Annotated in this window: 19 protein-coding genes; 10 read left to right on the top strand and 9 right to left on the bottom strand. The window is 72.3% G+C overall.

Annotation, left to right across the window (positions count from 1 at the left end; translation table 11 throughout):
- Positions 1-15: 15 nt before the first annotated feature.
- Positions 16-498: a DUF305 domain-containing protein gene (locus tag E1292_RS14910; protein ID WP_165974539.1), complete on the bottom strand. Its 483-nt coding sequence runs from the start codon at positions 496-498 to the stop codon at positions 16-18.
- Positions 499-638: 140 nt separating this feature from the next.
- Between E1292_RS14910 and E1292_RS14915 the strand changes: the two genes are divergently transcribed.
- Together E1292_RS14915 and secD are read left to right on the top strand one after the other, a co-directional pair.
- Positions 639-983, top strand: a complete 345-nt coding sequence (locus E1292_RS14915; protein WP_132595737.1) for a hypothetical protein — start codon at positions 639-641, stop codon at positions 981-983.
- A gap of 38 nt (positions 984-1,021) precedes the next feature.
- On the top strand, positions 1,022-3,265 hold the full coding sequence (gene secD, locus E1292_RS14920) for a protein translocase subunit SecD (RefSeq protein WP_132595738.1): 2,244 nt from the start codon (positions 1,022-1,024) through the stop codon (positions 3,263-3,265).
- 118 nt (positions 3,266-3,383) lie between these two features.
- Here secD and E1292_RS14925 read toward each other — a convergent pair whose 3' ends face one another.
- Positions 3,384-3,983 carry a TetR/AcrR family transcriptional regulator gene (locus E1292_RS14925; protein ID WP_165974540.1) on the bottom strand — a complete coding sequence of 200 codons (600 nt, stop codon included), beginning with the start codon at positions 3,981-3,983 and terminating at the stop codon, positions 3,384-3,386.
- A gap of 98 nt (positions 3,984-4,081) precedes the next feature.
- Between E1292_RS14925 and E1292_RS14930 the strand changes: the two genes are divergently transcribed.
- Positions 4,082-5,524: an alpha/beta hydrolase family protein gene (locus tag E1292_RS14930; protein ID WP_132595740.1), complete on the top strand. Its 1,443-nt coding sequence runs from the start codon at positions 4,082-4,084 to the stop codon at positions 5,522-5,524.
- A gap of 171 nt (positions 5,525-5,695) precedes the next feature.
- Here E1292_RS14930 and E1292_RS14935 read toward each other — a convergent pair whose 3' ends face one another.
- The 3 genes from E1292_RS14935 to E1292_RS14945 all read right to left on the bottom strand — a co-directional run bounded on the left by E1292_RS14935 (position 5,696) and on the right by E1292_RS14945 (position 9,279).
- Positions 5,696-6,655 (bottom strand): NAD(P)H-dependent flavin oxidoreductase, encoded by a 960-nt coding sequence (locus E1292_RS14935; RefSeq protein WP_132595741.1) that lies wholly within the window; start codon positions 6,653-6,655, stop codon positions 5,696-5,698.
- 350 nt (positions 6,656-7,005) lie between these two features.
- Entirely contained in the window at positions 7,006-8,181 is a 1,176-nt protein-coding gene (locus tag E1292_RS14940) for a hypothetical protein (RefSeq protein ID WP_220446832.1), read from the bottom strand.
- 102 nt (positions 8,182-8,283) lie between these two features.
- Complete coding sequence (locus E1292_RS14945) at positions 8,284-9,279, bottom strand: LacI family DNA-binding transcriptional regulator (protein ID WP_132595742.1); 996 nt, start codon at positions 9,277-9,279, stop codon at positions 8,284-8,286.
- Between the two features lie 430 nt (positions 9,280-9,709).
- Here E1292_RS14945 and E1292_RS14950 point away from each other — a divergent pair, with 430 nt between their 5' ends.
- The 5 genes from E1292_RS14950 (at position 9,710) to E1292_RS14970 (ending at position 15,503) form a co-directional block, all read left to right on the top strand.
- Complete coding sequence (locus E1292_RS14950; protein ID WP_132595743.1) at positions 9,710-11,230, top strand: ABC transporter substrate-binding protein; 1,521 nt, start codon at positions 9,710-9,712, stop codon at positions 11,228-11,230.
- A 29-nt stretch (positions 11,231-11,259) separates the two neighbouring features.
- Positions 11,260-12,228 carry a carbohydrate ABC transporter permease gene (locus tag E1292_RS14955; RefSeq protein WP_132595744.1) on the top strand — a complete coding sequence of 323 codons (969 nt, stop codon included), beginning with the start codon at positions 11,260-11,262 and terminating at the stop codon, positions 12,226-12,228.
- Entirely contained in the window at positions 12,225-13,100 is an 876-nt protein-coding gene (locus E1292_RS14960) for a carbohydrate ABC transporter permease (protein WP_132595745.1), read from the top strand. The genes E1292_RS14955 and E1292_RS14960 overlap by 4 nt, the downstream gene beginning before the upstream one ends.
- Positions 13,097-14,746, top strand: a complete 1,650-nt coding sequence (locus tag E1292_RS14965) for an alpha-L-arabinofuranosidase family protein (protein WP_220446833.1) — start codon at positions 13,097-13,099, stop codon at positions 14,744-14,746. The genes E1292_RS14960 and E1292_RS14965 overlap by 4 nt, the downstream gene beginning before the upstream one ends.
- Positions 14,747-14,945: 199 nt before the next feature.
- Entirely contained in the window at positions 14,946-15,503 is a 558-nt protein-coding gene (locus tag E1292_RS14970) for a hypothetical protein (protein WP_132595746.1), read from the top strand.
- A gap of 39 nt (positions 15,504-15,542) precedes the next feature.
- Here E1292_RS14970 and E1292_RS14975 read toward each other — a convergent pair whose 3' ends face one another.
- Positions 15,543-16,517 (bottom strand): aldo/keto reductase, encoded by a 975-nt coding sequence (locus E1292_RS14975; RefSeq protein WP_132595747.1) that lies wholly within the window; start codon positions 16,515-16,517, stop codon positions 15,543-15,545.
- A gap of 162 nt (positions 16,518-16,679) precedes the next feature.
- Here E1292_RS14975 and E1292_RS14980 point away from each other — a divergent pair, with 162 nt between their 5' ends.
- Complete coding sequence (locus E1292_RS14980) at positions 16,680-17,258, top strand: TetR/AcrR family transcriptional regulator (protein ID WP_132595748.1); 579 nt, start codon at positions 16,680-16,682, stop codon at positions 17,256-17,258.
- Between the two features lie 71 nt (positions 17,259-17,329).
- Positions 17,330-18,502 carry an MFS transporter gene (locus E1292_RS14985; protein ID WP_220446834.1) on the top strand — a complete coding sequence of 391 codons (1,173 nt, stop codon included), beginning with the start codon at positions 17,330-17,332 and terminating at the stop codon, positions 18,500-18,502.
- Between the two features lie 3 nt (positions 18,503-18,505).
- Here the strand turns inward: E1292_RS14985 and E1292_RS14990 are convergent, their stop codons facing one another.
- The 3 genes from E1292_RS14990 to E1292_RS15000 all read right to left on the bottom strand — a co-directional run.
- Positions 18,506-18,946, bottom strand: coding sequence for a hypothetical protein (locus E1292_RS14990; RefSeq protein WP_132595749.1), 441 nt, complete (start codon positions 18,944-18,946; stop codon positions 18,506-18,508).
- A 79-nt stretch (positions 18,947-19,025) separates the two neighbouring features.
- Positions 19,026-19,466, bottom strand: a complete 441-nt coding sequence (locus E1292_RS14995) for a MarR family winged helix-turn-helix transcriptional regulator (protein ID WP_132595750.1) — start codon at positions 19,464-19,466, stop codon at positions 19,026-19,028.
- Positions 19,467-19,514: 48 nt separating this feature from the next.
- A partial coding sequence (locus E1292_RS15000; protein ID WP_220446835.1) for a hypothetical protein occupies positions 19,515-20,541 on the bottom strand: 1,027 nt, incomplete at its 5' end.

The following is a 20,541-nucleotide window of genomic DNA, read 5'->3' on the forward strand; positions in this document are numbered from 1 at the left end:
AAAGCCGGGCACGGGTCAGGCCAGCCGCTCGGAGATGCCCGACAGCTCCGCGTTCTGATCGCGGATGATCCGCCCGGCCAGCTGCAGGGTCGGCTGGTGCCGGCCCGACGTCCTGACCTCCTCGGCCATGTGGACGCCGTGCCGCAGGTGCTCCGCCACCATCGTCAGCCAGCCCCGGTCGAACCCCGGCCCGGCCCGCAACTCCTCGCCCTCCTCGGCGGGCTGCTCGGACGGCACCTGCTCGTTCCACGACTTCAGCCATCCTGTCATCGCCTCGATGTCGGCCTTGTCGCCGGCGATGAGCTTGCCGCTCAGTTCCTTCACCCATGCGGTGGCCGTACGCTCGGCGGCGAGCTCGGCCAGCTGGATGGTCTGCCGGTGATGGATGATCATCTGCTGGTTGAAACGTACGTCGGCAGGCCCGTAGCCGTCCTGCGCGGACGCCGACGCGCCGCAGCCCGCCGCGGCCAGCAGGCCCAGCAGCACGAGGATCGCCATTCTCAAACGCATGTAGCGAGATACGCGGGGCCGTCCGGGACGGTTCAGGTCAGGGCCGGCGTGCAGCGCCGCGCGGCGGGAATGATCCGCGTACCGGCCGCAGGGGGCTAGGCTGGAAGCTTTGAGGGGGAGGAGGGGACATGCGCGGGAGACTGCCTGCCGCACTGGTCTTCCTCCTTTCATGGTTCCTGCCGGCCGTCGCGCACGCGCAGCCCGTCCAGCCGGTCACCACGGTCAAGTCCGCCACCTACGCGGCCGGGCAGCAGCCCGCCGCCAGGCAGCACCCGCTCCAGCCCGCCGCCGCGCGCATCTGGGCCGGCACGCACGGCTTCACCGGCGCCGGCGGCGCGGCGCTGCCCGCCTCCGAGCTCCTCCACTTCCGGCACGCGTGGGCCGTGGTCGTCTCCAGGCCCGCCCCCGAGGCCACCGCGCAGCGCAAGCCGGTGGCGTCGCCTGCCCGCGCGCCTCCCTCCACAGCGCGCTGACGATCTCTTTCCGCACGTCATAGCCTGTGGAGGCTGCCATGTTCCGTGCGCCGTTCTGGCGTGCGGTGACGGCGCTCGCCGTCATCGCGATCTCATCCGTCCTAGCCCTGTCCATGGAGCCGCGCCTGGGTCTTGACCTGCGCGGCGGCACCCAACTCGTCTTCGAGGCGAGAGACTCACCGACCGTGAAGGCCGACGCGGCCGCCACCGACCGCGCGCTGTCCGTGCTCCGCCAGCGGGCCGACGCGCTCGGCGTGGTCGATCCCACGCTGGTCCGCTCGGGAGAGAAGCGCATCATCGTCGAGCTGCCCGGCGTGCTCGACCCGCGGAAGGCGGCCGAGGTCATCGGCCGTACCGCGCAGCTCGCGTTCCACCCCGTGACCGGCGCGGCCGAGCAGGGTGACAAGTCCGCGCTGCCCGACGAGAACGGGCAGCTGCTGAAGCTCGGGCCGGCCGCCATCACCGGCGACGGGGTGAGCGACGCCGCCGAGCAGAGCGACCCCCAGCGCGGCCCCGGGTGGTTCGTCACCCTCGACTTCCGCGACGCCGCCGCCTGGCAGCGGCTGACCGGCGCGGCCGCGTGCGAGCCGGTCGGCGACCCGAAGCGCAGGGTCGCGATCGTGCTCGACAAGGAGATCATCTCCTCGCCGCCGCTCGACCCGTCGGTGGCCTGCAAGGTCGGCATCCCGGGCGGGAGGTCCGAGATCACCGGCTCGTTCACGCACCAGGAGGCCCGTGACCTCGCCGTGCTGATCAAGGGCGGTGCGCTGCCCGTCCCGCTCGCGATGGTCGAGCAGCGTACGGTGGGCCCGACGCTCGGAGAGGCGGCCATCGAGGCGAGCGCCCAGGCGGCGGTCGTGGGGCTGATCCTGACAGCCGGGTTCATCATCGCCGTCTACCGCCTGTCCGGGCTGCTGTCCACGGTCGCGCTGCTCTGCTACGGCCTGATCTCCTACGCGGCGCTGGTGGCGATGGGCGCGACGCTGACGCTGCCGGGCCTGGCCGGGTTCGTGCTGGCGATCGGCATGGCCATCGACGCCAACGTGCTGGTCTTCGAACGAGCCAGGGAGGAGTACCACCAGGCTCCCCGGCGAGGGCTGAAGCCGGCGCTGGCCAAGGGCTTCAAGAACGCCTGGAGCGCCATCGCCGACTCCAACATCACCACCCTGATCGCCGCCGGCCTGCTGTTCTGGCTGGCGTCGGGCCCCGTGAAGGGCTTCGGCGTGACGCTGGCGGTCGGTGTGCTCGCCTCGCTCGTCTCGGCCATGCTCATCACCCGCGTGCTCACCGAGATCGCCATGAGCAGGATCGGCCCGCGCCTGTCGGGCGTCGGCTCGCCCGGCACCGTCAGGACCTGGCTGGCGCGCAGGAAGCCGCAGCTCATGAAGGCCGGGAAGGTGTGGCTGGCGGTCGCGGGCGGGCTGGTGGCGGTCGCCGTCGCCGGGCTGCTCGTCCGCGGGCTGAACTTCGGTGTCGAGTTCACCGGAGGCCGTCTCGTGGAGTTCGGTACGAGCCGCCCGATTCCGGCCGAGGCCGCCGGTGAGGCGGTCGCCCGCGCCGGGTTCCCCTCGGCGGTGGTGCAGTCCAGCGGCGACAGCGTCACCGTGCGCGCCGCCGGGCTCGGCCTGAACGAGGTCGCGCAGATCGAGCAGGCACTGGAGCGGGAAGCGGGCGAGGTGACGAAGCGGCGCGAGGAGTTCATCGGCCCCAGCCTGGGGGAGGAGCTGCGCCGCAACGCGCTCATCGCGCTCGGCGTGGCCGTGGCCATGCAGCTGCTCTACCTGGCGGTCAGGTTCCGGTGGACGTTCGGCGCGGCGACCGTGACCGCGTTGCTCGTGGACGTGTTCGTGGTCGCGGGCATGTTCGCGTGGCTGGGCAAGCCGATCGACGGCGTCTTCCTCGCCGCGATGCTGACCATCGTCGGTTATTCGGTCAACGACAAGGTGGTGGTCTTCGACCGGGTGCGGGAGTTGTGGACGGCACGCCGCAAGGAGCCGTTCGCCACGTCGGTGAACGGCGCGATCCTGCAGACCATGCCGCGCACGGTCAACACCGGGCTCGGCGCGCTGTTCATCCTGATCGCCCTGATGGTCTTCGGCGGCGACTCGCTGCGGGACTTCGCGATCGCGCTGGTCGCCGGCATCGTGATGGGCACGCTGTCGTCCGCCTTCGTGGCCGGGCCGACCGCGATCGTGTTGTCCAGGTTCGACCGGCGGCCGCCGCCCGAGCCCGTCAAGCGCCGCACCCCCGAGGCCCGCAAGGGGTCGGGCGCCGTGGTGTAGCGCGCGCTCAGGCCGGAGCGCCCGCACCGGTCCCCGCGTCGTCCGGGGAGCCGGAGGGGTCGTGCCGTCGGCCGGCCATCGGCCGGAGTGCCCGCACCCCGCGGGTGCTCCGGCCGATTCATGCCTGCGCGCGGCCGCCTGCGGTCTGGCCGGTGAGGGCCGTGATGCCTTCCCGTACGTAGTCGCGCAGCGGGCGGGAGCGGCCGTCGAGGTGCCACTGCTCCAGCGCGCCGAAGTAGGCGCCGAACATGCAGGACCGGGCGATGACGCGAGCTCGCGCCGGGCTCTCGCCCGCGTCGCGCAGCAGGACGGTCAGCCGCTCGGCCTCCTCGTCGAGCGCGCCGTAGACGGCGGCCCGCACGGAGGGCTCCTCCATGACGTAGCGCATCCCCCGCCAGGACGTGCGGCGCCCGCCCCCGGACGCGCCCGGGCCCTCGTCGATGAGGGCGACCAGCCGTTCGAGCGTGCCCGGCAGGTCGCCGGTGTCGATCTGGCCGGAGAAGCGGTCGACGCCGACGGCGGCGAAGGGGTCGGCGGTGAACAGGCCCTCCTTCGTGCCGAAGTAGCGGTAGAAGGTGCGCGGCGACACGCCGGACGCGGCCGCGATCTCCTCGATCGTGACGTCGGAGTAGCCGCGCTCGTCGAACAGGTCCATGGCGGTGTCCATGATCCGGTGGATCGCGTCCAGCCGGTTGCGCTGGCGAAGGGTCAGGGGCACGGGGCCAGCGTACTGCTGCCGCTCGTTTGTCACTAACTGCCGTATTGACAGCATCTGCCAGTTCCTCGACTCTGGATGCACCAGGAGAGGAGGACGGAATGAGACCCTTCGAGATCGTGCTGGTGGCGGCGGAGCTGCTGGCGCTCCTCGTGCTCGCGGTTCCGCCGCTGCGGCGGGCGCGGCACGTGGCGCAGCTCGCCGCGCTCGCCGCCGTGGCGCAGGTGCTGGTGGAAGGGGCGCGCATACCGCTGATCCCCGCGTACGCCCTCGCGGTGGCGCTGCCGGCCGCGTGGCTCTGGCGGACCCTGCGCCCGCCCGTTCCCGCCTGGGCGGGCAGGCTCGGCACCGCGCTCGGCACGATAGGGCTGGTGCCGGCCGTGGCGCTGCCGATCGTGCTGCCGGTGCTGCACTTCCCGCCGCCCGAGGGCCCGCACGGCATCGGCACGCTGACCTACCACTGGAAGGACGCCGGCCGCCAGGAGATCCTCGGCCCGGACCCGGCCGCGCGCCGGGAGCTGATGGTGCAGATCTGGTATCCGGCGCGGCCCGACCCGTCAGCCCCGCGCACCCCGTACGTGGAGGATCCCGGAGTCATCACCGCGGTCGCCCAGCTGGCGGGCGTGCCGGACGCCACCTTCCAGCACATGCGCCAGTCGACCAGCAACGCCGTCACCGCCGCCCCCGCCGTGCCCGGCCGCCATCCGGTGCTCGTGTTCCTGGAAGGGGTGCAGGGCTTCCGGCAGATGAACATGTTCCAGGTCGAGCCCCTGGTGTCCCGCGGATACGTCGTCGCCGCCATCGACCAGCCGTACGCCGCCGGATCGGTACGGTTCCCCGACGGGCGCTCGATCGCCGCGCTGCCACGCGAACGCCTGACGCCGCTCGTCGATCAGAGCCTCGAACCGGCCGCGACGGCGCCGGTGCTGAACGGCCGCCCCCTCCCGGACGGCATGATCCCGCACCTCGCGCAGGACGTGACCTTCACGCTCGCCCGGCTGGCCGAACTCGACCGGGCCGATCCCCGCGGCGTCCTGACCGGACGGCTGGACCTGCGGCGTACCGGAGTCTTCGGCATCTCACTCGGAGGCATCGTCACCGCGGAGGCCTGCGCGCGCGAATCCCGCCTGCGCGCCTGCCTGATCATGGACGCCCCCGTGCCCCGAGGCGTGGTGCGCGACGGCATCGAGCAGCCCGCCATGTGGCTCACCCGAGACGCCGCGACCATGCGCCGCGAAGGCTGGGACGAGGCCGAGATCGAACGGCACCAGGTCACCATGCGGGTGCTGTACGACAAGCTGCCGGGAGCGGGCTACTTCGTGCTCATGCCGGACACCTACCACGGCGACTACACCGACGCGCCCCTCTGGTCACCGCTCATGCGCGCGGCGGGCCTGGCCGGGCCCATCGGCGCCGAGCGGGCGCACTCCGTCATCAACGCGTACACGCTCGCGTTCTTCGACCGGCACCTGAAGGGCGCCCCGGCGGACCTGCTCGACGGGAAGCCCGGGTTCCCCGGCGTGCGATTCGAGAGCCGCGGGTGAACGGCGGCGGCTCTCGCCGTGGCCGCACGCTCGGACCGCCCACGGCGTGCCGCGCACGTCCGGCCGGAAAGCGGCCGACGTCAACAGTGCCGACGTCAACAGTGCCGGGATCAACAGTGCTGGGCTCAACGGGGCCGTACTCGGCGCGGGCGGGGTCAACGGGTCGGGGTGTCAGTTCGGGCCGGCGAAGCGGGACAGCAGGTCGTCGGCGGCGGCGAAGCCGGTCACCACGTCGGCCGCCGTGCGCTGCCGCCGCACCAGGCCCACGGCCTGCCCGGCGTAGACGTAGGCGGTGTCGAAGTCGCCCTCGCGACGGGCCTGAGCCAGCTCCGCCCGCGCCGTCTCGTCGCCGGCCAGCTCCGCCTCCCGGCCCGCCCACCGGTCGAAGAATGCGTTGCGCAGGGCGCGGCCGCCGTACTCGGGGGGCCAGGCGAGCCGCTGGGCCACGTCGAAGACGCGCCCGTACGCGGTTCCGGTCTCGTCGGCGTCGAGGACCCGCTGCCGCGCCGCCTCCGAGGCGGTCGTCTCCGAGCACCCGAGGAAGGCGGTGCCCACCCAGGCGCCCTCCGCGCCCGCGGCCAGGACGGCGGCCAGGCCACGGGCCGTGGCGATACCGCCGGCGGCGAGGACCGGGACGTCCACCGCGTCCAGAACGCTCTGCAGCAGCGGCAGCGTGGCCACGTCTGCGCGCCCGTGCCCGCCGCCCTCGCCGCCGCGGGCGACGACCACGTCCACGCCGGCGCGCTCGGCGGCGCGGGCCTCGTCCGTGGTGCCCGCCTGGACGGCCACGGCGATGCCGGCCTCCCGCAGCGGTTGGACGTACGGGAGGTAGTCGCCGAAGCTGACGGACACCAGGGCGGGACGGGCCGCGAGCACCGCCTCCAGCTGGCCAGGGTTGCCCGGCAGCGCCCAGGCCATCAGCCCGACGCCGTACGCCCGCCCGCTCGCGGCGGCCACGGCCGCCTGTTCGGTGACCCACGAGCCCGGCGCGGTGGGGGGCACGCCGACCATGCCGAGCCCGCCCGCCACGGAGACGGCCGCGGCGAGCCGCCCGTCGCCCACGCCCGCCATCGGCGCGCCGACGAGCGGCACGTCGAGCCGGAAACGGCCGGTCAGCCAGGTGTTCGGCATCCTGTCAGCTCCTTCGGGACTCCGGAGAGCGCCTGCCGCGCTCCACGCCGGTCGTGACCATGGTGCCAACGACCGGCCCGCGCCGCACGGTGCGAAGGTGCGCGGCATGTCGGAGGCAGTGCCGACCGCAGTGCCGACCGCGGTGCCGGCCGCGGTGCCGGCCGCGGCGCCGGGACGCCGCCTGGCGTACCCGGAGCCACGACTCCACCCGGCTGCCCGGCCCGCCGCCTGGGCCGGCCGTCCGCTCTGTCCCGGCCGGTCCCGACGTATCCTGTGCCGGCCGAGCTGACGTGCTCTGTCCCGGCCGGTCCCGACGGCCGCCTACCGGCCGGGCCGGGACGGCGGGGGAGTCACGTCCGCTGCTGGGCCTTGAAGGCGCCGAGCCAGTAGTTGGGGGCGGACGTCCCGTCGCCGCGCGGCTTGACGGTGTAGGTGGCGAAGACGCTGTTGAGCAGCCACGGGTCCTTGTCCGGGCCGAAGTTCCGCACCATCAGGTCGTCCTGCTTGAAGCCGTACGTCGCCACCGCCAGCCGGCCGGTGCCGCGGTAGAGCCGCATCTGGTCGCGCAGGAAGGTCGACTGGCTCGTGAACCACGGGCAGCTGGTCAGGAAGTCACGCCATTTGCGCTGGGGGAAGGGGTCGTCGATGGCGGCCTTGATCACCTGCCAGACCTTGGTGCCGGGGGCGAATCCGTAACGCTGGGCGAAGTCCGCCGCGACGGGGTCCTCCAGGTGCCGTTTCCAGTGCCACACCAGCGAGAACTCGGTGACGAGGAACGTCTGGCCGGCGCGCATCCGCGGCAGGATGTAGTCGAGGAACGGCTGCGTGCTCTCCGGTGCGGGCACGTGGGGATGGATGTCGACGCCGTCGATCTCCGGGGTCTCCCGGACGAAGGCCATCCAGCGCTCCGCGGCGGGCGTGCGGCGGTCGGCCAGGTCGAGCCGGTTGAGCGCGCCCATGTAGAGCCTGGTGCCGCAGCCGGCGCCGCAGTGCTCGCGCCGATAGCCGATCACGTGCCGGGCGACGGTCTCGTAGAAGGCGTTGAGCCGCTCGTCGCGTTCGGCGGGCAGGCTCTCGATGAACGGCTCGTTGCCGATCGTCATGATGTCGGCCTTGCCCATCACGGCGGGCAGCACCCGGTCGAGGCGGGCCAGCTCCGCGGCCATCTCCTTGCTGCCGGGCGCGGGGAAGGACTTCTGGTTGTACGGGAACTTCAGGCTCAGCAGGGTGTCGTAGCCGCGTCCCGCGGCCTCGGTGAGGGTGCGGATCGCGAAGTGATCGGCGGGGTCACCCTCGTCGGCCGCGGGCATCGGGAAGAACCCGCGCACCCATTGGGCGCCGGCCTCCCGCAGCTCGCGGTAGTCCAGCGCGTCGAGGTTCTGGTTGAAGTTCGCCCCGAGGGCTCCGAGGGCGGTCTCGCGGGGCTGGTCGTCCCGCACGGGTCTGCCTCCTTGGACGGTGGCGTGGGCGGTGGTCGAGAAGGCCAGAACCGCGGCCAGAGTGATGATCGGCAGTCGGCGCAGCATGATGGCTCCCTGTGCTGGGGGATGAGCGGTTGTCACCGGCGCACTCGCCGGTCATGTTTGCGCTAACTCGATCGTGCTGTCAATGGCCCCATCGGTGCGGGCTCAGCGGCGCGGCGGCGCGGTGGACGCGCGGACCACCAGCTCGGGACGGACGAACCGGCTGGTGCCGGAGGCCGTCACCGGCCCTGCGGGCGTCTCGATCTGGGCGATCAGATGCTCCAGGCAGCGGCGCCCCACCGCGGCGAGGTCCTGGCGCACCGTGGTCAGCGGCGGGGTGAGGAAGGGCGCGAAGTCGAGGTCGTCGAACCCGACGACGCTCAGATCGCCGGGCACCCGGCGGCCCAGCTCGGCCGCCGCTCGCAGGACACCCACCGCCATCTGGTCGTTGGCGGCGAAGACGGCGGTCACGGAGTCGTCGGCCAGCAGGCGGAGAGCCGCGTCGTAGCCGGACCGCGGCGACCAGTCGCCGACGACGGGCGGCGGGATCGCCCGTCCCGCCCGCTTCAGCAGCCGCTGCCAGGCCGCCCTGCGCCGCTGCGCGGGATTGGACCCGGCGGGCCCCGCCACGTGGTGGACCGTGGCGTGCCCCAGCTCCAGGAGGTGGTCGACGGCGGCGCGGGCGCCGGCCGCCTCGTCCATGCCGAACGTCGGATGCCGGTGCGCCGCCTTGCTGTCGGCGATGACCAGGGGCACCTCGTCGGACAGCTGGAGGTGGGGGGTGTCGAGCACGCGCGCCTCGATCACGATCACGCCGTCCACCGCCCGGTCGGTGAGGCCGCGCACGGCGGCGCGCACGTCCTTCTCCGTGGGGGCGTCGACCACCGCGATGCTCACCGAGTAGCCGCGGGCCTGGGCGCCGGTCGCGACGGCCTCGACGATGCGCACGTTGAGCACGGCGCTGAGGTTGAACGTGACGACGCCGATCGTGCCGAACCGGCCGGTCGCCAGCGCCCGTGCGGCGATGTTGGCGCGGTAGCCCAGCTGTTTCATGGCCGTCTCGACCTTGAGCCGGGTGGCGGCGGTCACGCGGTCGTTGCCGTTCACGACCCTGGAGACGGTCTGGCCGGAGACCCCGGCGAGTTTGGCGACGTCGGCCATGGACGGCCCTCCGGACGCTCTCGTGCCTGGTGCTCGAACCACGCCGGGCGTCTCCCTTCGTCATCGCAGCGGGCGGAGCGCACGAAAAGGCTGGGACGGGCCGGTCAGGGCTGGCCGCCGGCGCTCTCGACGTCGCTCAAGGACGTGTCGCCGCCGACAGCGTACATCCCCGCCCAGGGCCGCGGAAATCGTTCCCGGGCCCTCGTGCGCTCACTCTTCTTGTTTACGCAAACATGCATATCACGACGTCAAGCCGACTATGCCCAGCACAGTGGCCGATGCCGGCCGAGCAGAAACCTCGCCGGCACCATCTTGACGCTGGTGGGCGGCGGACATAGGTTTGCGCAAACATCAATCCGCTTGACCGGGGGATCCCTGATCAGGGACGGGCGGGACAGGTCGCTGACCGAACCGACGAAGAGGAGTCGCCATGCGGCGGCAGCAACGGATCCTTGGAAGCCTGCCCGGCGCGGGGAGCGCCGGGCGACCCGGCATGGGCCGACGCCAGTTCATCGGCGGCGCCGGCGCCGCCGCACTCGCCGCGGCGCTCGCCGGATGCACGGGTGGCGGGCAGATGAGCCGGGAAAGTGGCGGTTCGAGCGGATCCCTCCAGTGGTGGGACCAGTTCCGCCCGTTGACGAAGATGTTGCAGGACGAGCTTTTCGCCCCCTACATGAAGGAGCATCCCGGGGTCACGATCGAGCGGCGCCAGATGGACGTGCCCGACCTGGGCCAGGCCCTGCAGGTCGGGCGGCGCAGCAACCAGATGCCGGACGTGCACTCGCTGGCCGGCCTGGGAACCTCCGCCGCGGCGCTGGTCAGCGAGGGCTGGTTCCAGCCCATCGGCAAGCTCGCCGACTTCCAGGGGAGCCCGGTCGGCGAGTTCCTCTATGACGGCATGCACCGCTTCGACGGCGAGATCTACTCCTTCCCGCCGTTCTCCGGCCGCTGGCACGAGGCGGTGCCGTGGTTCAACACCGCGCTGCTCAAGCAGGCCGGGGTCGACCCCGAGGAGGATCCGGCCACCTGGGACGAGCTGCGCGACGTCGCCCGGCGCCTCACCAAGGGCACCGACGACGGCGTGTACGGGATCGTCGTGCCGAGCAAGGAGACCGAATACCTGGAATTCCTGGTGAACCGGCTGGCCATGACCGCGGGCGCTCCGGGCGGCATCGACTGGACGACGGGCGCGTACGCCTACGACGCCCAGCAGTACGCCGACGCCATCGAGTTCCTGATCGCCCTGCAGACCGACAAGGTCGTGCACCCCGCGTCCGCGTCGATGGGCGCCCGAGACGCCCGCGCCCGCTGGGCGGCCGGCCAGGCGGGCGTGTACCTGTGGGGCGCCTGGTTCATCGGCGGGCTGCGCGTGGACGAGCCGGAGGCCGTGGAACGCGGGGTCGGGACCTGGCACATCCCCTGCCCCGAGACGAGCAGGAACTTCGTCTACAGCCCTCCGCAGTCCGGCACCTTCTGGGTGTCGAGCCAGTCGAAGCGGGCCAAGGAGGCCGCCGAGCTCATGCTGCGGATGACGACCAGGGAATTCCAGGCCAGGCTGGCCGCCGCCATGGACCAGCCACCCGCCCTGGCCGACGTGGTGGAGGAGGCGGAGGTGCACCCGGCCTACCGGCAGTGCGTGGCCAACTTCCAGGACGACGTGCGGATCGCCCCGGCGCCCGAGGTCGGCACGCCCGGCGTCTGGCAGGTGCTCGCCGAGATGCGCGACGTCCATCCGAACCTCGGTGACATCGTCCAGTCGGTGCTGACGGGATCGACCTCCGACGTGGCCGGCGAGCTCCGCCGCTACACCGACGCCATGAGCGCCGAGCGCGAGCGCGCCATCAAGGTCGTCCGCGAGGAGAAGGGCGTCGAGGTCGACACGAAGGCCTGGGTGTTCGCCAACTGGGACAGGAAGGCGGACTACGACCAGCAGGCCTACGCCGAGCGCTGAGCCGAGCCCCGCCTGCGAACAGGAGCGCGATGACAACGACAATCCGGCGGCGCGAGCGTCCGGCCGTGGCGGCCGCCCGGGACCGCGGCGGGCGCGGCCTGCTGCGCCGCCTGCGGCAGGACTGGTGGATCTACCTCTTCCTGCTCCCGACCGTCCTCGGCTACGGCGCCTACACCGTCTACCCGCTGCTGGCCTCGTGGTGGTTCGCCTTCCTCGACTGGCCGGGCTTCGCGACCGCCGGCACCTTCGTCGGCGTCGAGAACTTCGAGCGGCTGATCGGTGACGACCTCTTCTGGAACGCGTTCTGGAACTCGATCGTGTTCCTGGTGTTCGCCGTACCCCTGCGGGTGGGGCTGGCGCTGGCGCTCGCGCTCGTGCTGAACCGGAAGAAGACGCCGTTCAAGGGCTTCTTCCGCACGCTGTTCTTCCTGCCCGTCGTCACCACGGGAGCCATCGTCGGCGTCGTGTTCACCCTGCTGCTCGACGCGAGCGGCCCGGTGAGCCTGGCGCTGGTCTGGTCGGGGCTGATCGACTCGCCGGCGAACTTCGCGGCCGACGCCGGCACCTCGCTCTACGCCGGGATCGCCGTGTGGGTGTGGAAATGGCTGGGCATCACGCTGATCTACTGGCTCGCCGCGCTGCAGACGATCCCGCAGGGGGTGCACGAGGCCGCGATGATCGACGGCGCGGGCGCCTGGGCGGAGTTCCGCCACGTGACGATGCCGCTGCTCGTGCCGTTCCTCGTGATCATCACCCTGATCGACACGGTGGCCGCGTTCAACGTCTTCGACCTCATGCAGACCCTCACCGGCGGAGGGCCGTCCTTCTCATCCGAGGTGATCGAGATCTTCATCTTCCGTACGGCCTTCCAGGCCACCGTTCCCCAGCTGGGTTACGCGTCGGCGGCGGCGGTGCTGTTCGGGCTGCTGACCATGGGCTTCGCGATCGCCCAGGCCGTCGGCATGCGCTGGGCCAGAGGAAGGACCGGCGCGTCATGACGGCGACCGCGCAGGCCGGCCTGACCTGGCGCGCCCGCCTGCTCCGCCGTCCCAGCCCGGGTCAGGTGGTGACGGTCGTCCTGCTGCTCGTGCTCGGCGGCCTGTGGGTCTACCCGTTCGCCTGGCTCGTCTCGGCGTCGTTGAAGTCCTCGCCCGAGATCTTCGGCAGCGGGCTCGCCCTGCTGCCCGAGCGGCCGGTCTGGGAGAACTACGCCCGGGCCTGGAACGAGGTGGGCTTCGCCACGTACTTCGTCAACACGCTCGTCATCACCGTGGGCACCGTGCTGCTCGTCGTCGTGCGCAGCGCTCTGGCGGGCTACGTGCTGGGGCGTTACGACTTCGTCGGCAAGAAGCTGCTCATCGGGGTGTTCCTGGTCACCTTCTTCCTCCCCGAGGGGTACACGATCATCCCGATCACCCAGCTGACCGACCAGCTCAGCCTGCTCAACACGCACGCCGGCGTTATCCTCGGGCTGGGCGCGGGCGGGCAGATCGCCTCGACCCTGCTCTACGCGGGATATTTCCGGCGGCTGCCGAAGGAGCTGGAGGAGACCGCGCGCCTGGACGGCGCCGGACACTTCACGATCTTCTTCCGCGTGATGCTCCCGCTCGCCTGGCCGATCACCGCCACGGTGGTCATCCTCACGTTCCTGTTCGCCTGGAACGTCTACCTCCTGCCGCTGGTGTTCACGCTCAGCGAGCCCGGCCTGCGGACGCTGGCCGTGGGCATGACCGTCTTCGTCGGAGAACGGGGCACCGACTGGTCGGGGATGGCCGCGGCGGCGGTCATCTCGCTGATCCCGGTGATCGCCGTCTTCGTCGTGCTCCAGCGCAAGTTCGTCGACAGCATCGCGGGAGCGGTGAAGCAATGACCGGAACGGAGATCCCTGACATGCCCGTCCCCGCCCGTGAGGCGCTCGTGACGATCGACACCCGCCACCCGGTGGGCCGGCTCGACGACGACGTCTACGGCCACTTCCTGGAGTCCGCCTTCTTCGGCAACATCGAGGGCGGGGTGTTCGACGAAGGGTCGCCGCTGTCCATCGACGACCCCGGCCCGCTCCGCGGCATGCGCGCCGACGTGCTGGAGCTCTGCCGCGAGCTGGCCCCCGGCCCCATCCGCTGGCCGGGCGGCAACTTCACCTCCGCCTACCACTGGGAGGACGGCGTCGGCCCGCGCGACACCCGGCCCCGCCGGCTGGAGCTGGCCTGGGGCGGGCTGGAGTCCAACCGCTTCGGCACCGACGAGTTCCTGGCGTGGTGCGGGGCCGTGGGCGCGGAGCCGTACCTGGTGCATTCCTGCCGGGACGTCGACGAGGCGGTGCGCTGGGTCGAGTACACCAACGCCGCCCAGGAGACCGCGCTCACCGGCCGGCGCGCCCGCAACGGGCGCGCCGAGCCGTGGAAGGTGAAGTACTGGGGGGTGGGGAACGAGGTCTACGGCCCGTGGCAGATGGGCCACCGCCCGGCCGAGGAGTACGCCGCCGCGGCCCGCGAGCACGCCAGGTTCATGCGCCTGGTCGACCCGGAGATCCGCCTGATCGGCGTCGGCATCCCCTGGCAGCAGGAACAGTGGACGCGCCCGCTGATGCGGCAGGCGGGCAACCTGCTCGACTACCTGTCCCTCCACCTGTACGGCGCCAGCACCCACCTGTGGACCGGGGACGACTACGACGACGTCGTCGCCCAGTCCCTCTACTTCGAGCGGGAGATCCACGCCTACTCCCAGCTGGTCACCGCGCTCGCCGCGGAGGCCGGCCTGGACCGCCCGCCCGCGCTCGCCCTCGACGAGTGGAACATGCGCCACCTGGAGCCCGCGGCCTGGCCGGACCCGCTCCCCGGCGACGACGGCGGCATCGCCCCGCGCGAGATCTCCGGCGTGGCGCCCGCTGATCGGCCGGGCCCCGTACGGGTGAACCGGTGGAGCCCGCGTACGGTCGGCGACCTCGTCTTCTACGCCGGGGTGTTCCACGCCGTGCACCGCACCGCGGGCCTGCCGGCGCCCGTGAGCATGGCCAACCCGGTGAACCTGGTCAACGCCAACGGCGTGATCGTCGCCCGTCCCGGCGGCGCCCTGCGCTCGGCCATCTACCACGTATGGCACCTCTACCGGCACCACACTGGCCCGACCGTGCTGCCGTCGCGGGTGGACGGCCCGGCACGGTCGGCGGCGGTCCGCCTCGGCGACAACCGCGGCCCGGACGGGCGGCTGCTCACCGCGCCCATGACCGTCCCCTACATCGACGTGTCGGCCACCCGCGCCGACGACGGCTCCGTGCGGGTCGCGGTCGTCAACCGGCACCGCGACGAGACCGTGCGCCTGCGGATCGTCCTCGACGGCGCCGCGGGCGACACCCCCGTGAGCGCGCGGGTCCGCACCCTCGGGACCGGCGACCTGCACGCCGTCAACACCCTCGGGGCGCCGGACACGGTCGCGGTGCGCGATCTCGGGCAGGTCGAGGCGAGCGACGGCACGTGGGCCGTCGGTCCGCACTCGGTGACCGTGCTCGCCCTCTGACGGACGCCCTCCGGAGGGAGAACCCTGACGGACGCCTTCCGGAGGGAGAACCCTGACGGACGCCTTCCGGAGGGAGAACCCTGACGGACGCCTTCCGGAGGGAGAACCCTGACGGACGCCTTCCGGAGGGAGAACCCTGATCGGCCACCGGGACCGGTCCATGGCCGCGGCGCGGCGCGCCTCTGGCAGGCTGGGGGCCATGCGGTTCCGGGTGCGCGAGTTCGAGCTGGCCCTGATGCACCGGATGCGCGACCTCAACGCCGGCCGGGTGGAGGACGCGCTCGCCGCCATGGGCGCGTCCAGAGCCGAGGTACGGGCCGCGCACACCCACTGGACCCGGCTGGCCCACGCCTCCCGAGCTCCCAAGGGGGCGGCGGTGTTCCGGATGGCGCTCGGCCCGCCCCACCACGCGGGCCCGCGCGCGTTCGGCAGCCTGACCTGCGACGTGCGCCGGTGGATCCTGCCGTCGTGGCCGGGCCTGGAGTTCGAGGTGCTCACGGGGCCCGATGGCGAGGTCTGGAATCAGTGGTTCGTCCGGCCAGGCGGCGGCGTGCGGCTGGCCTTCGCGGACCTCACCCCCTGGACGTGCGTCGTCGCCGATGTGGGCACGAGTTTCCCGGGGGCCACCTCGCTCGAGGGGCAGGCGCCGCACCACTGGTCGGTCGAGTTCGACCACGCGGGCACGGCGTACCGTGCCTGCTTCGTGTACGGCCTCTACCAGCGTCTCGACCGGAGGGACGGCGGACCGGCCGGCTGAGCACCACAGGCGCCGTCCGGCCCGCCGAGGGAGGGCGCGCTACGCCGCGACGCCGGACTCCTTGGCGGCGCGGTCGATGGCCGCCAGCTCCTCGTGGGTGAAGTCGAGGTTGTCGACGGCGGCCACGTTGGCCTCCAGCTGCTCGGGGCTGGACGCCCCCACGAGCACCGACGTGATGCGCGGGTCGCGCAGCGCCCAGGCGAGCGCGAGCTGCGCCACCGTCTGGCCGCGTGCCTCGGCCAGTTCGGACAGCGAGCGCACGAACGCCAGCACCTCCGGCGTCACCCGGTCGGCCGTGAGGAAACGCCCCTCGGCGGCGCGCGAGTCTGCGGGGATGCCGTCGAGGTAGCGGTCGGTGAGCAGGCCCTGCGCCAGCGGCGAGTAGACCACGCAGCCGACGCCCTGCTCCTCGAGCACCCCCAGCAACGAGTCCTCGATGCCCCGGTTGAGCAGGGAGTAGGACGGCTGGTGCACCAGGAGGGGGGTGCCGAGCTGGCGCAGCAGGCGGGCGGCCTGGGCGGTGCGCTCGGGGGAGAAGTTGGAGACGCCGACGTAGAGCACGCGCCCGGTGCGGACCATGTGGTCGAGCGTGGCCACCTGCTCTTCGAGCGGGGTGTCGGGGTCGTCGCGGTGCAGGTAGTAGATGTCGACGAAGTCGAGGCCGAGCCGCTCCAGCGACCGGTCGAGGGTGGCGAGCAGGTGCTTGCGGGAGTTGCCCTTGCCGTACGGGCCGTCCCACATGGGGTTGCTGCCCTTGGTCGTGACCACGACCTCGTCGCGCATCGACCGGGGGAAGATCCGGCCGAACGTGGACTCGGCGGCCCCCAGCGGCGGGCCGTACCGGTCGGCGATGTCGAAGTGGGTGATGCCGAGGTCGAGCGCCTTGTGCAGGATCGTGCGCTGGCTGTCGAGCGGCTTGCCGCCGCCGAAGTTGTGCCACAGGCCGAGCGACACGGCGGGGAGCAGGAGACCGCTGCGGCCGCACCTTCTGTACGGCTGGCGTTCGTAGTCCAAGGGTGTCCTTCCGGGGTAACGCGGACCAATGAAACGTTTTACGAAGCCAAGTTAAGCACCTCTTCCCCCTCGTCCGCCGCCACGCGTGCCGCGCCCGCGCGTGGCGTGGGTCGGCGGGCAGTTTCTTTACTGTGCTGTACAAAATCCGGTAGCCTCCCCTTCATGGGCAGGCCACGCGAGTTCAGTGATGAGGCCGCCGTCGACGCCGCGATGGAGCTGTTCTGGGAGAAGGGGTACGAAGCGACCAGCACCCAGGACCTGTGCTCCCGCACGGGGCTCGGCCGCGGCAGTCTCTACAACGCCTTCGGCAGCAAGCACCGGCTCTACGAGACGGCGATCCGCCGCTACGCCGACACCAAGGGCGAGGCCCAGCTCGCGATGCTGGCCGAGCCCGGCTCCGTGCGTGACCGGCTGAGAGACCTGATGCTGGGCGTCATCGACGCCGACATGGCCGACCCCGGCCGGCGCGGCTGCCTGGCGCTCAACGCCGCCAGCGAGACGAGCGGGCGCACCGAGGCCGTCGCCGGGCTCGTGCGCCGCCAGTTCACCGATCTGGAGCAGGCGATCCTGCGGCTGGTGGAGGTCGGGCAGAGCACGGGCGAGCTGGCGTCCGACCGGCCGCCGCTCCAGGTGGCGCGCGCGTTCCAGAGCGCCTACTACGGCCTGCGGGTGCTCGCCAAGGTCACCGGCGACCGGCAGGCGCTGCTCGACGTCGTCGAGGGGGCCGTCGCCGCCCTGTGAACCCCGCGGGATCCGCCGCGGGGGTTCGTGCTGCCTTAATTTTGTACAGATCAGTAAAGAATGGAGTCTTTGTGACCAGGACCAACGCCGGCGTGCCCGCGCTGATGCTCTGCGTCTTCGGCATCACGACCGGCGAGTTCGTCATCGCCGGGATCCTGCCCGACCTCGCCGAGGACCTGACCGTGTCGATCCCGGCCGCCGGGCTGCTGGTGACGGCGTACGCGATCGGGATGATCGTCGGCGGCCCGGTGCTGACGGCGCTCAGCGCCCGCTTCCCGCGCAAGCCGCTCATCCTGGCCCTGCTCGCGATCGCCATCGCGGGAAACCTGGCCTCCGCGCTCGCACCCTCCTATCCCGTGCTCTTCGCCGCGCGGGTCGTGACCGCGCTGGTGACGTCCACGTTCTTCGCCAACGCGATCGTCATCGCCGCGTCCACCGCGCCGCCGGACAGGCAGGCGTCCACCGTGTCCACGCTCGTCTTCGGGATGAACCTGTCGATGATCCTCGGCGCGCCCATCGGCACCCTCATCGGCGACGCGCACGGCTGGCGGGCCACGTTCCTGGCGATCGCCGCGTGCTGCACGGCCGGGCTGCTGCTCGTTGCGCGGCTGGTGCCGGACGTCCGCGACGCGGCGCCGGCGACCTCCGCGGTGGCCGAGCTGCGCGTGTTCCGCAGGCGCGACGTGCTCCTCGCCATCGCGGTCACCGCCGTGGGCAACGCCGGGCTGCTGATGGTCTTCACCTTCTTCGCGCCCCTGGTCACCACCGTCACCGGGTTCGCCGCCGGCGCGGTCGCCGTCCTGCTGCTGGTGTACGGCGTGGGCGCCGCGGCCGGCAACATCGCCGGGGGACGCCTGTCCGACATGTCGCCGATGCGGGCGCAGGTTGGGCTGCTGGCTCTGCTCGCGGGGGCGCTCGTGCTCATGTGGGCGGGCAGCGGTAGCACGGCCGTCACGGCGGTGATGGTGTTCGTGGTCGGCGCGCTCGGCTTCTCCGTCATCCCCGGCATGCAGGCGCGGGTGCTGGCCACCGCCGCCGCCGCGCCCACGCTGGCCATGGCGGTGAACGCCTCCGCCTACCAGCTCGCCGCGGCCTTCGCCGCCTGGCTCGGCGGCCGGGTCATCGACGCCGGCCTCGGGCTGCGCTCGCTCTACCTCGTGGCGGCGGCCGTCACGGTCGCGGGCATCGCGGTGAGCGGTTACGCCTGGCTCCGCGACCGCGGCCGGGTCGTACGTCCCGGCTGACCGTCAACCGGCTCCCGGCTGCACGATCATCAGGATGACCACGGCCGCCCACAGCAGGTTGTAGCCGCCGGTGAGCATGCTGAGCGTGCGCAGCGCCGCCGGCTCGCCGGGCTCGGCCAGCGCGGCCCGCTGGCGGGGGACGATCAGCAGGGCCAGCAGGCAGCCCGCGGCGAGGGTCAGCACCATCGAGGCGACCAGCCACGTCTCGCTCATCCTGCCCTGGACGATGGCCAGCACGATGCCGGCCGCGGGCACCAGGACGGCGGCGATGCCGTAGCCGCGGCTGACGCGGTGGAGCGCGGCGGCCACCGCCCTGCTGCGCTCGCCGCCCTCCGCGGCTCCGGCGACCGGCGCGTACCGCGGGAACAGGCTCGCGGCCACGGCCGTCCCCCCGACGAACAAGAAGCCGGCCAGCACGTGCACCGACAGCAGCAGACCCTCCACCGATCCTCCAGACGACGAGCAACCTTCAGGGGACTTGAAGCTTAGCACGCAAGCTTCAAGGGGCCTGAAGGTAGGGGGATCAGCCCGCGCTGCCGAAAGCAGCCCGTACCGCGTCGCCGACCTGGCGCTGGATCGGGTCGGCCGCCGGGCCGAACAGCAGGTCGTCCACCCGCGCCACGACCTCCCGCGCCGCGTCGAGCAGCCGCGCCCCCTCGGCCGTGACCTCGATGGTCGAGGCCGACCCGGCCCGGGCGGTGCGGTCGCGCACCAGCCCGGCGGCGGCCAGCGCCTTCACCGCCGTGTGCACGCTCTGCACCGTGGTGCCCGACATCCGGGCCAGCTCGCTGAACGACACCCCCGGCATCCTGGCGATGTGGCCCAGCAGCCCCAGCCGGCCGACCGTGAGCTCGAGCGGCGCCAGGGCGGCGCCCAGCTCGCTCTCGATACGGCGGGCCAGCGTGAGCAGGACGATGGAGGTGCTGGTCACGGGCGGTGCGGGACGGTCGTTCTCGGCGGTCACCCCTTCAGTTTCCCGCAGCGCGGCACCGGGACGTCCGCGTACGCCGGATCACGCCTTGTCCCGCGGCCAGGTGAGCTCGGGCCGCGCGGGACTGCCCTCGGGCTTCATGGCCGGCAGCCGGCCGGGGTGGTGGTATTCGACGCGAACCTTGTAGAAGTCGCCGTCCTCGCGCGGCCGGCCGTCCTTGCCGACGGCGGGCGTCACCTCGACCTCGGAGTAGGCGGTCAGCAGCGAGCCCGGGTCGAGGTGGTAGACCGCGTGGAAACCGGTGCCCATCCCGCCGGTGTAGGAGTAGGGGTGGCTCTGCGGGTCCAGGCCCGACTTCTTGAACGACCACATGAGGGACTGGCCGCCGTAGTACAGGTCGTCGGCGCGCTTGACCGGCGTGTAGTCCACGACGAGCCGCAGATACTGTTTGCCCTTGACCTCGGTCAGCCGCAGCTCCCTAGGGTTGACGAACCCGTTGTACTCGGTCTGGAGCGCCTTGATCCACCTGTCGGCCTGGGCCTCCGTCATGCCGCCCGTGGAGATGCCGTCGGAGATGTAGCGATAGGCGCTTTTGAGCCTGCAGAGATAGTCCCCCGTGTCGGGGCCGTCCCATCTCCTGAGCCTGTAGCTGTAGTCGTACGACGCGCCGTCGCGGCAGACCGTGATCGGGTCCTCCGGGTCGGCCGACCCCCACACCATCCGGAACTCCTTGGTCCGGTAGTCGAACCCGCTCTCCCACACGTAGCCGGGCTCGCCCTGCCGGTATTCGGACTCCTCGGTGTACGACTCCTGCGTGAGGTGCAGGATCGGCTGCGTGGCCATCTTCCTGAAGCCGGCGTAGAAGAGCGCCGTGGGATCGACCGTGCCCACGTCCTCGGCGGTCAGGCGGCCCTTCTTCAGCACGTTGAGGGTGGCCGGGTCGCCCGCCGCGGCCGCGTCCCCGCCCTCGCCCTCGCCATCGCCGGAGCTCTGCCACAACAGCCATCCGCCGCCCAGGCCGAGCACCACGACGAACGCGAGAACCGCCGCGAGGGCGACAATCCCGCCACGCTTCCGTGGCGGTGGCGGTGGCGGTGGCGGGGGAGGG

Origin of the sequence: Nonomuraea deserti (assembly GCF_004348685.1) — a bacterium.
Taxonomy (GTDB): Bacteria; Actinomycetota; Actinomycetes; order Streptosporangiales; family Streptosporangiaceae; genus Nonomuraea; species Nonomuraea deserti.

Bases quoted from the DNA above. Each gene is read 5' to 3' on its own strand.
- E1292_RS14910 (WP_165974539.1), bottom strand. From the start codon at position 498: ATGGCGATCCTCGTGCTGCTGGGCCTGCTGGCCGCGGCGGGCTGCGGC.
- E1292_RS14915 (WP_132595737.1), top strand. From the start codon at position 639: ATGCGCGGGAGACTGCCTGCCGCACTGGTCTTCCTCCTTTCATGGTTC.
- secD (WP_132595738.1), top strand. From the start codon at position 1,022: ATGTTCCGTGCGCCGTTCTGGCGTGCGGTGACGGCGCTCGCCGTCATC.
- E1292_RS14930 (WP_132595740.1), top strand. From the start codon at position 4,082: ATGAGACCCTTCGAGATCGTGCTGGTGGCGGCGGAGCTGCTGGCGCTC.
- E1292_RS14935 (WP_132595741.1), bottom strand. From the start codon at position 6,655: ATGCCGAACACCTGGCTGACCGGCCGTTTCCGGCTCGACGTGCCGCTC.
- E1292_RS14940 (WP_220446832.1), bottom strand. From the start codon at position 8,181: ATGCTGCGCCGACTGCCGATCATCACTCTGGCCGCGGTTCTGGCCTTC.
- E1292_RS14945 (WP_132595742.1), bottom strand. From the start codon at position 9,279: ATGGCCGACGTCGCCAAACTCGCCGGGGTCTCCGGCCAGACCGTCTCC.
- E1292_RS14950 (WP_132595743.1), top strand. From the start codon at position 9,710: ATGCGGCGGCAGCAACGGATCCTTGGAAGCCTGCCCGGCGCGGGGAGC.
- E1292_RS14955 (WP_132595744.1), top strand. From the start codon at position 11,260: ATGACAACGACAATCCGGCGGCGCGAGCGTCCGGCCGTGGCGGCCGCC.
- E1292_RS14960 (WP_132595745.1), top strand. From the start codon at position 12,225: ATGACGGCGACCGCGCAGGCCGGCCTGACCTGGCGCGCCCGCCTGCTC.
- E1292_RS14965 (WP_220446833.1), top strand. From the start codon at position 13,097: ATGACCGGAACGGAGATCCCTGACATGCCCGTCCCCGCCCGTGAGGCG.
- E1292_RS14970 (WP_132595746.1), top strand. From the start codon at position 14,946: ATGCGGTTCCGGGTGCGCGAGTTCGAGCTGGCCCTGATGCACCGGATG.
- E1292_RS14980 (WP_132595748.1), top strand. From the start codon at position 16,680: ATGGGCAGGCCACGCGAGTTCAGTGATGAGGCCGCCGTCGACGCCGCG.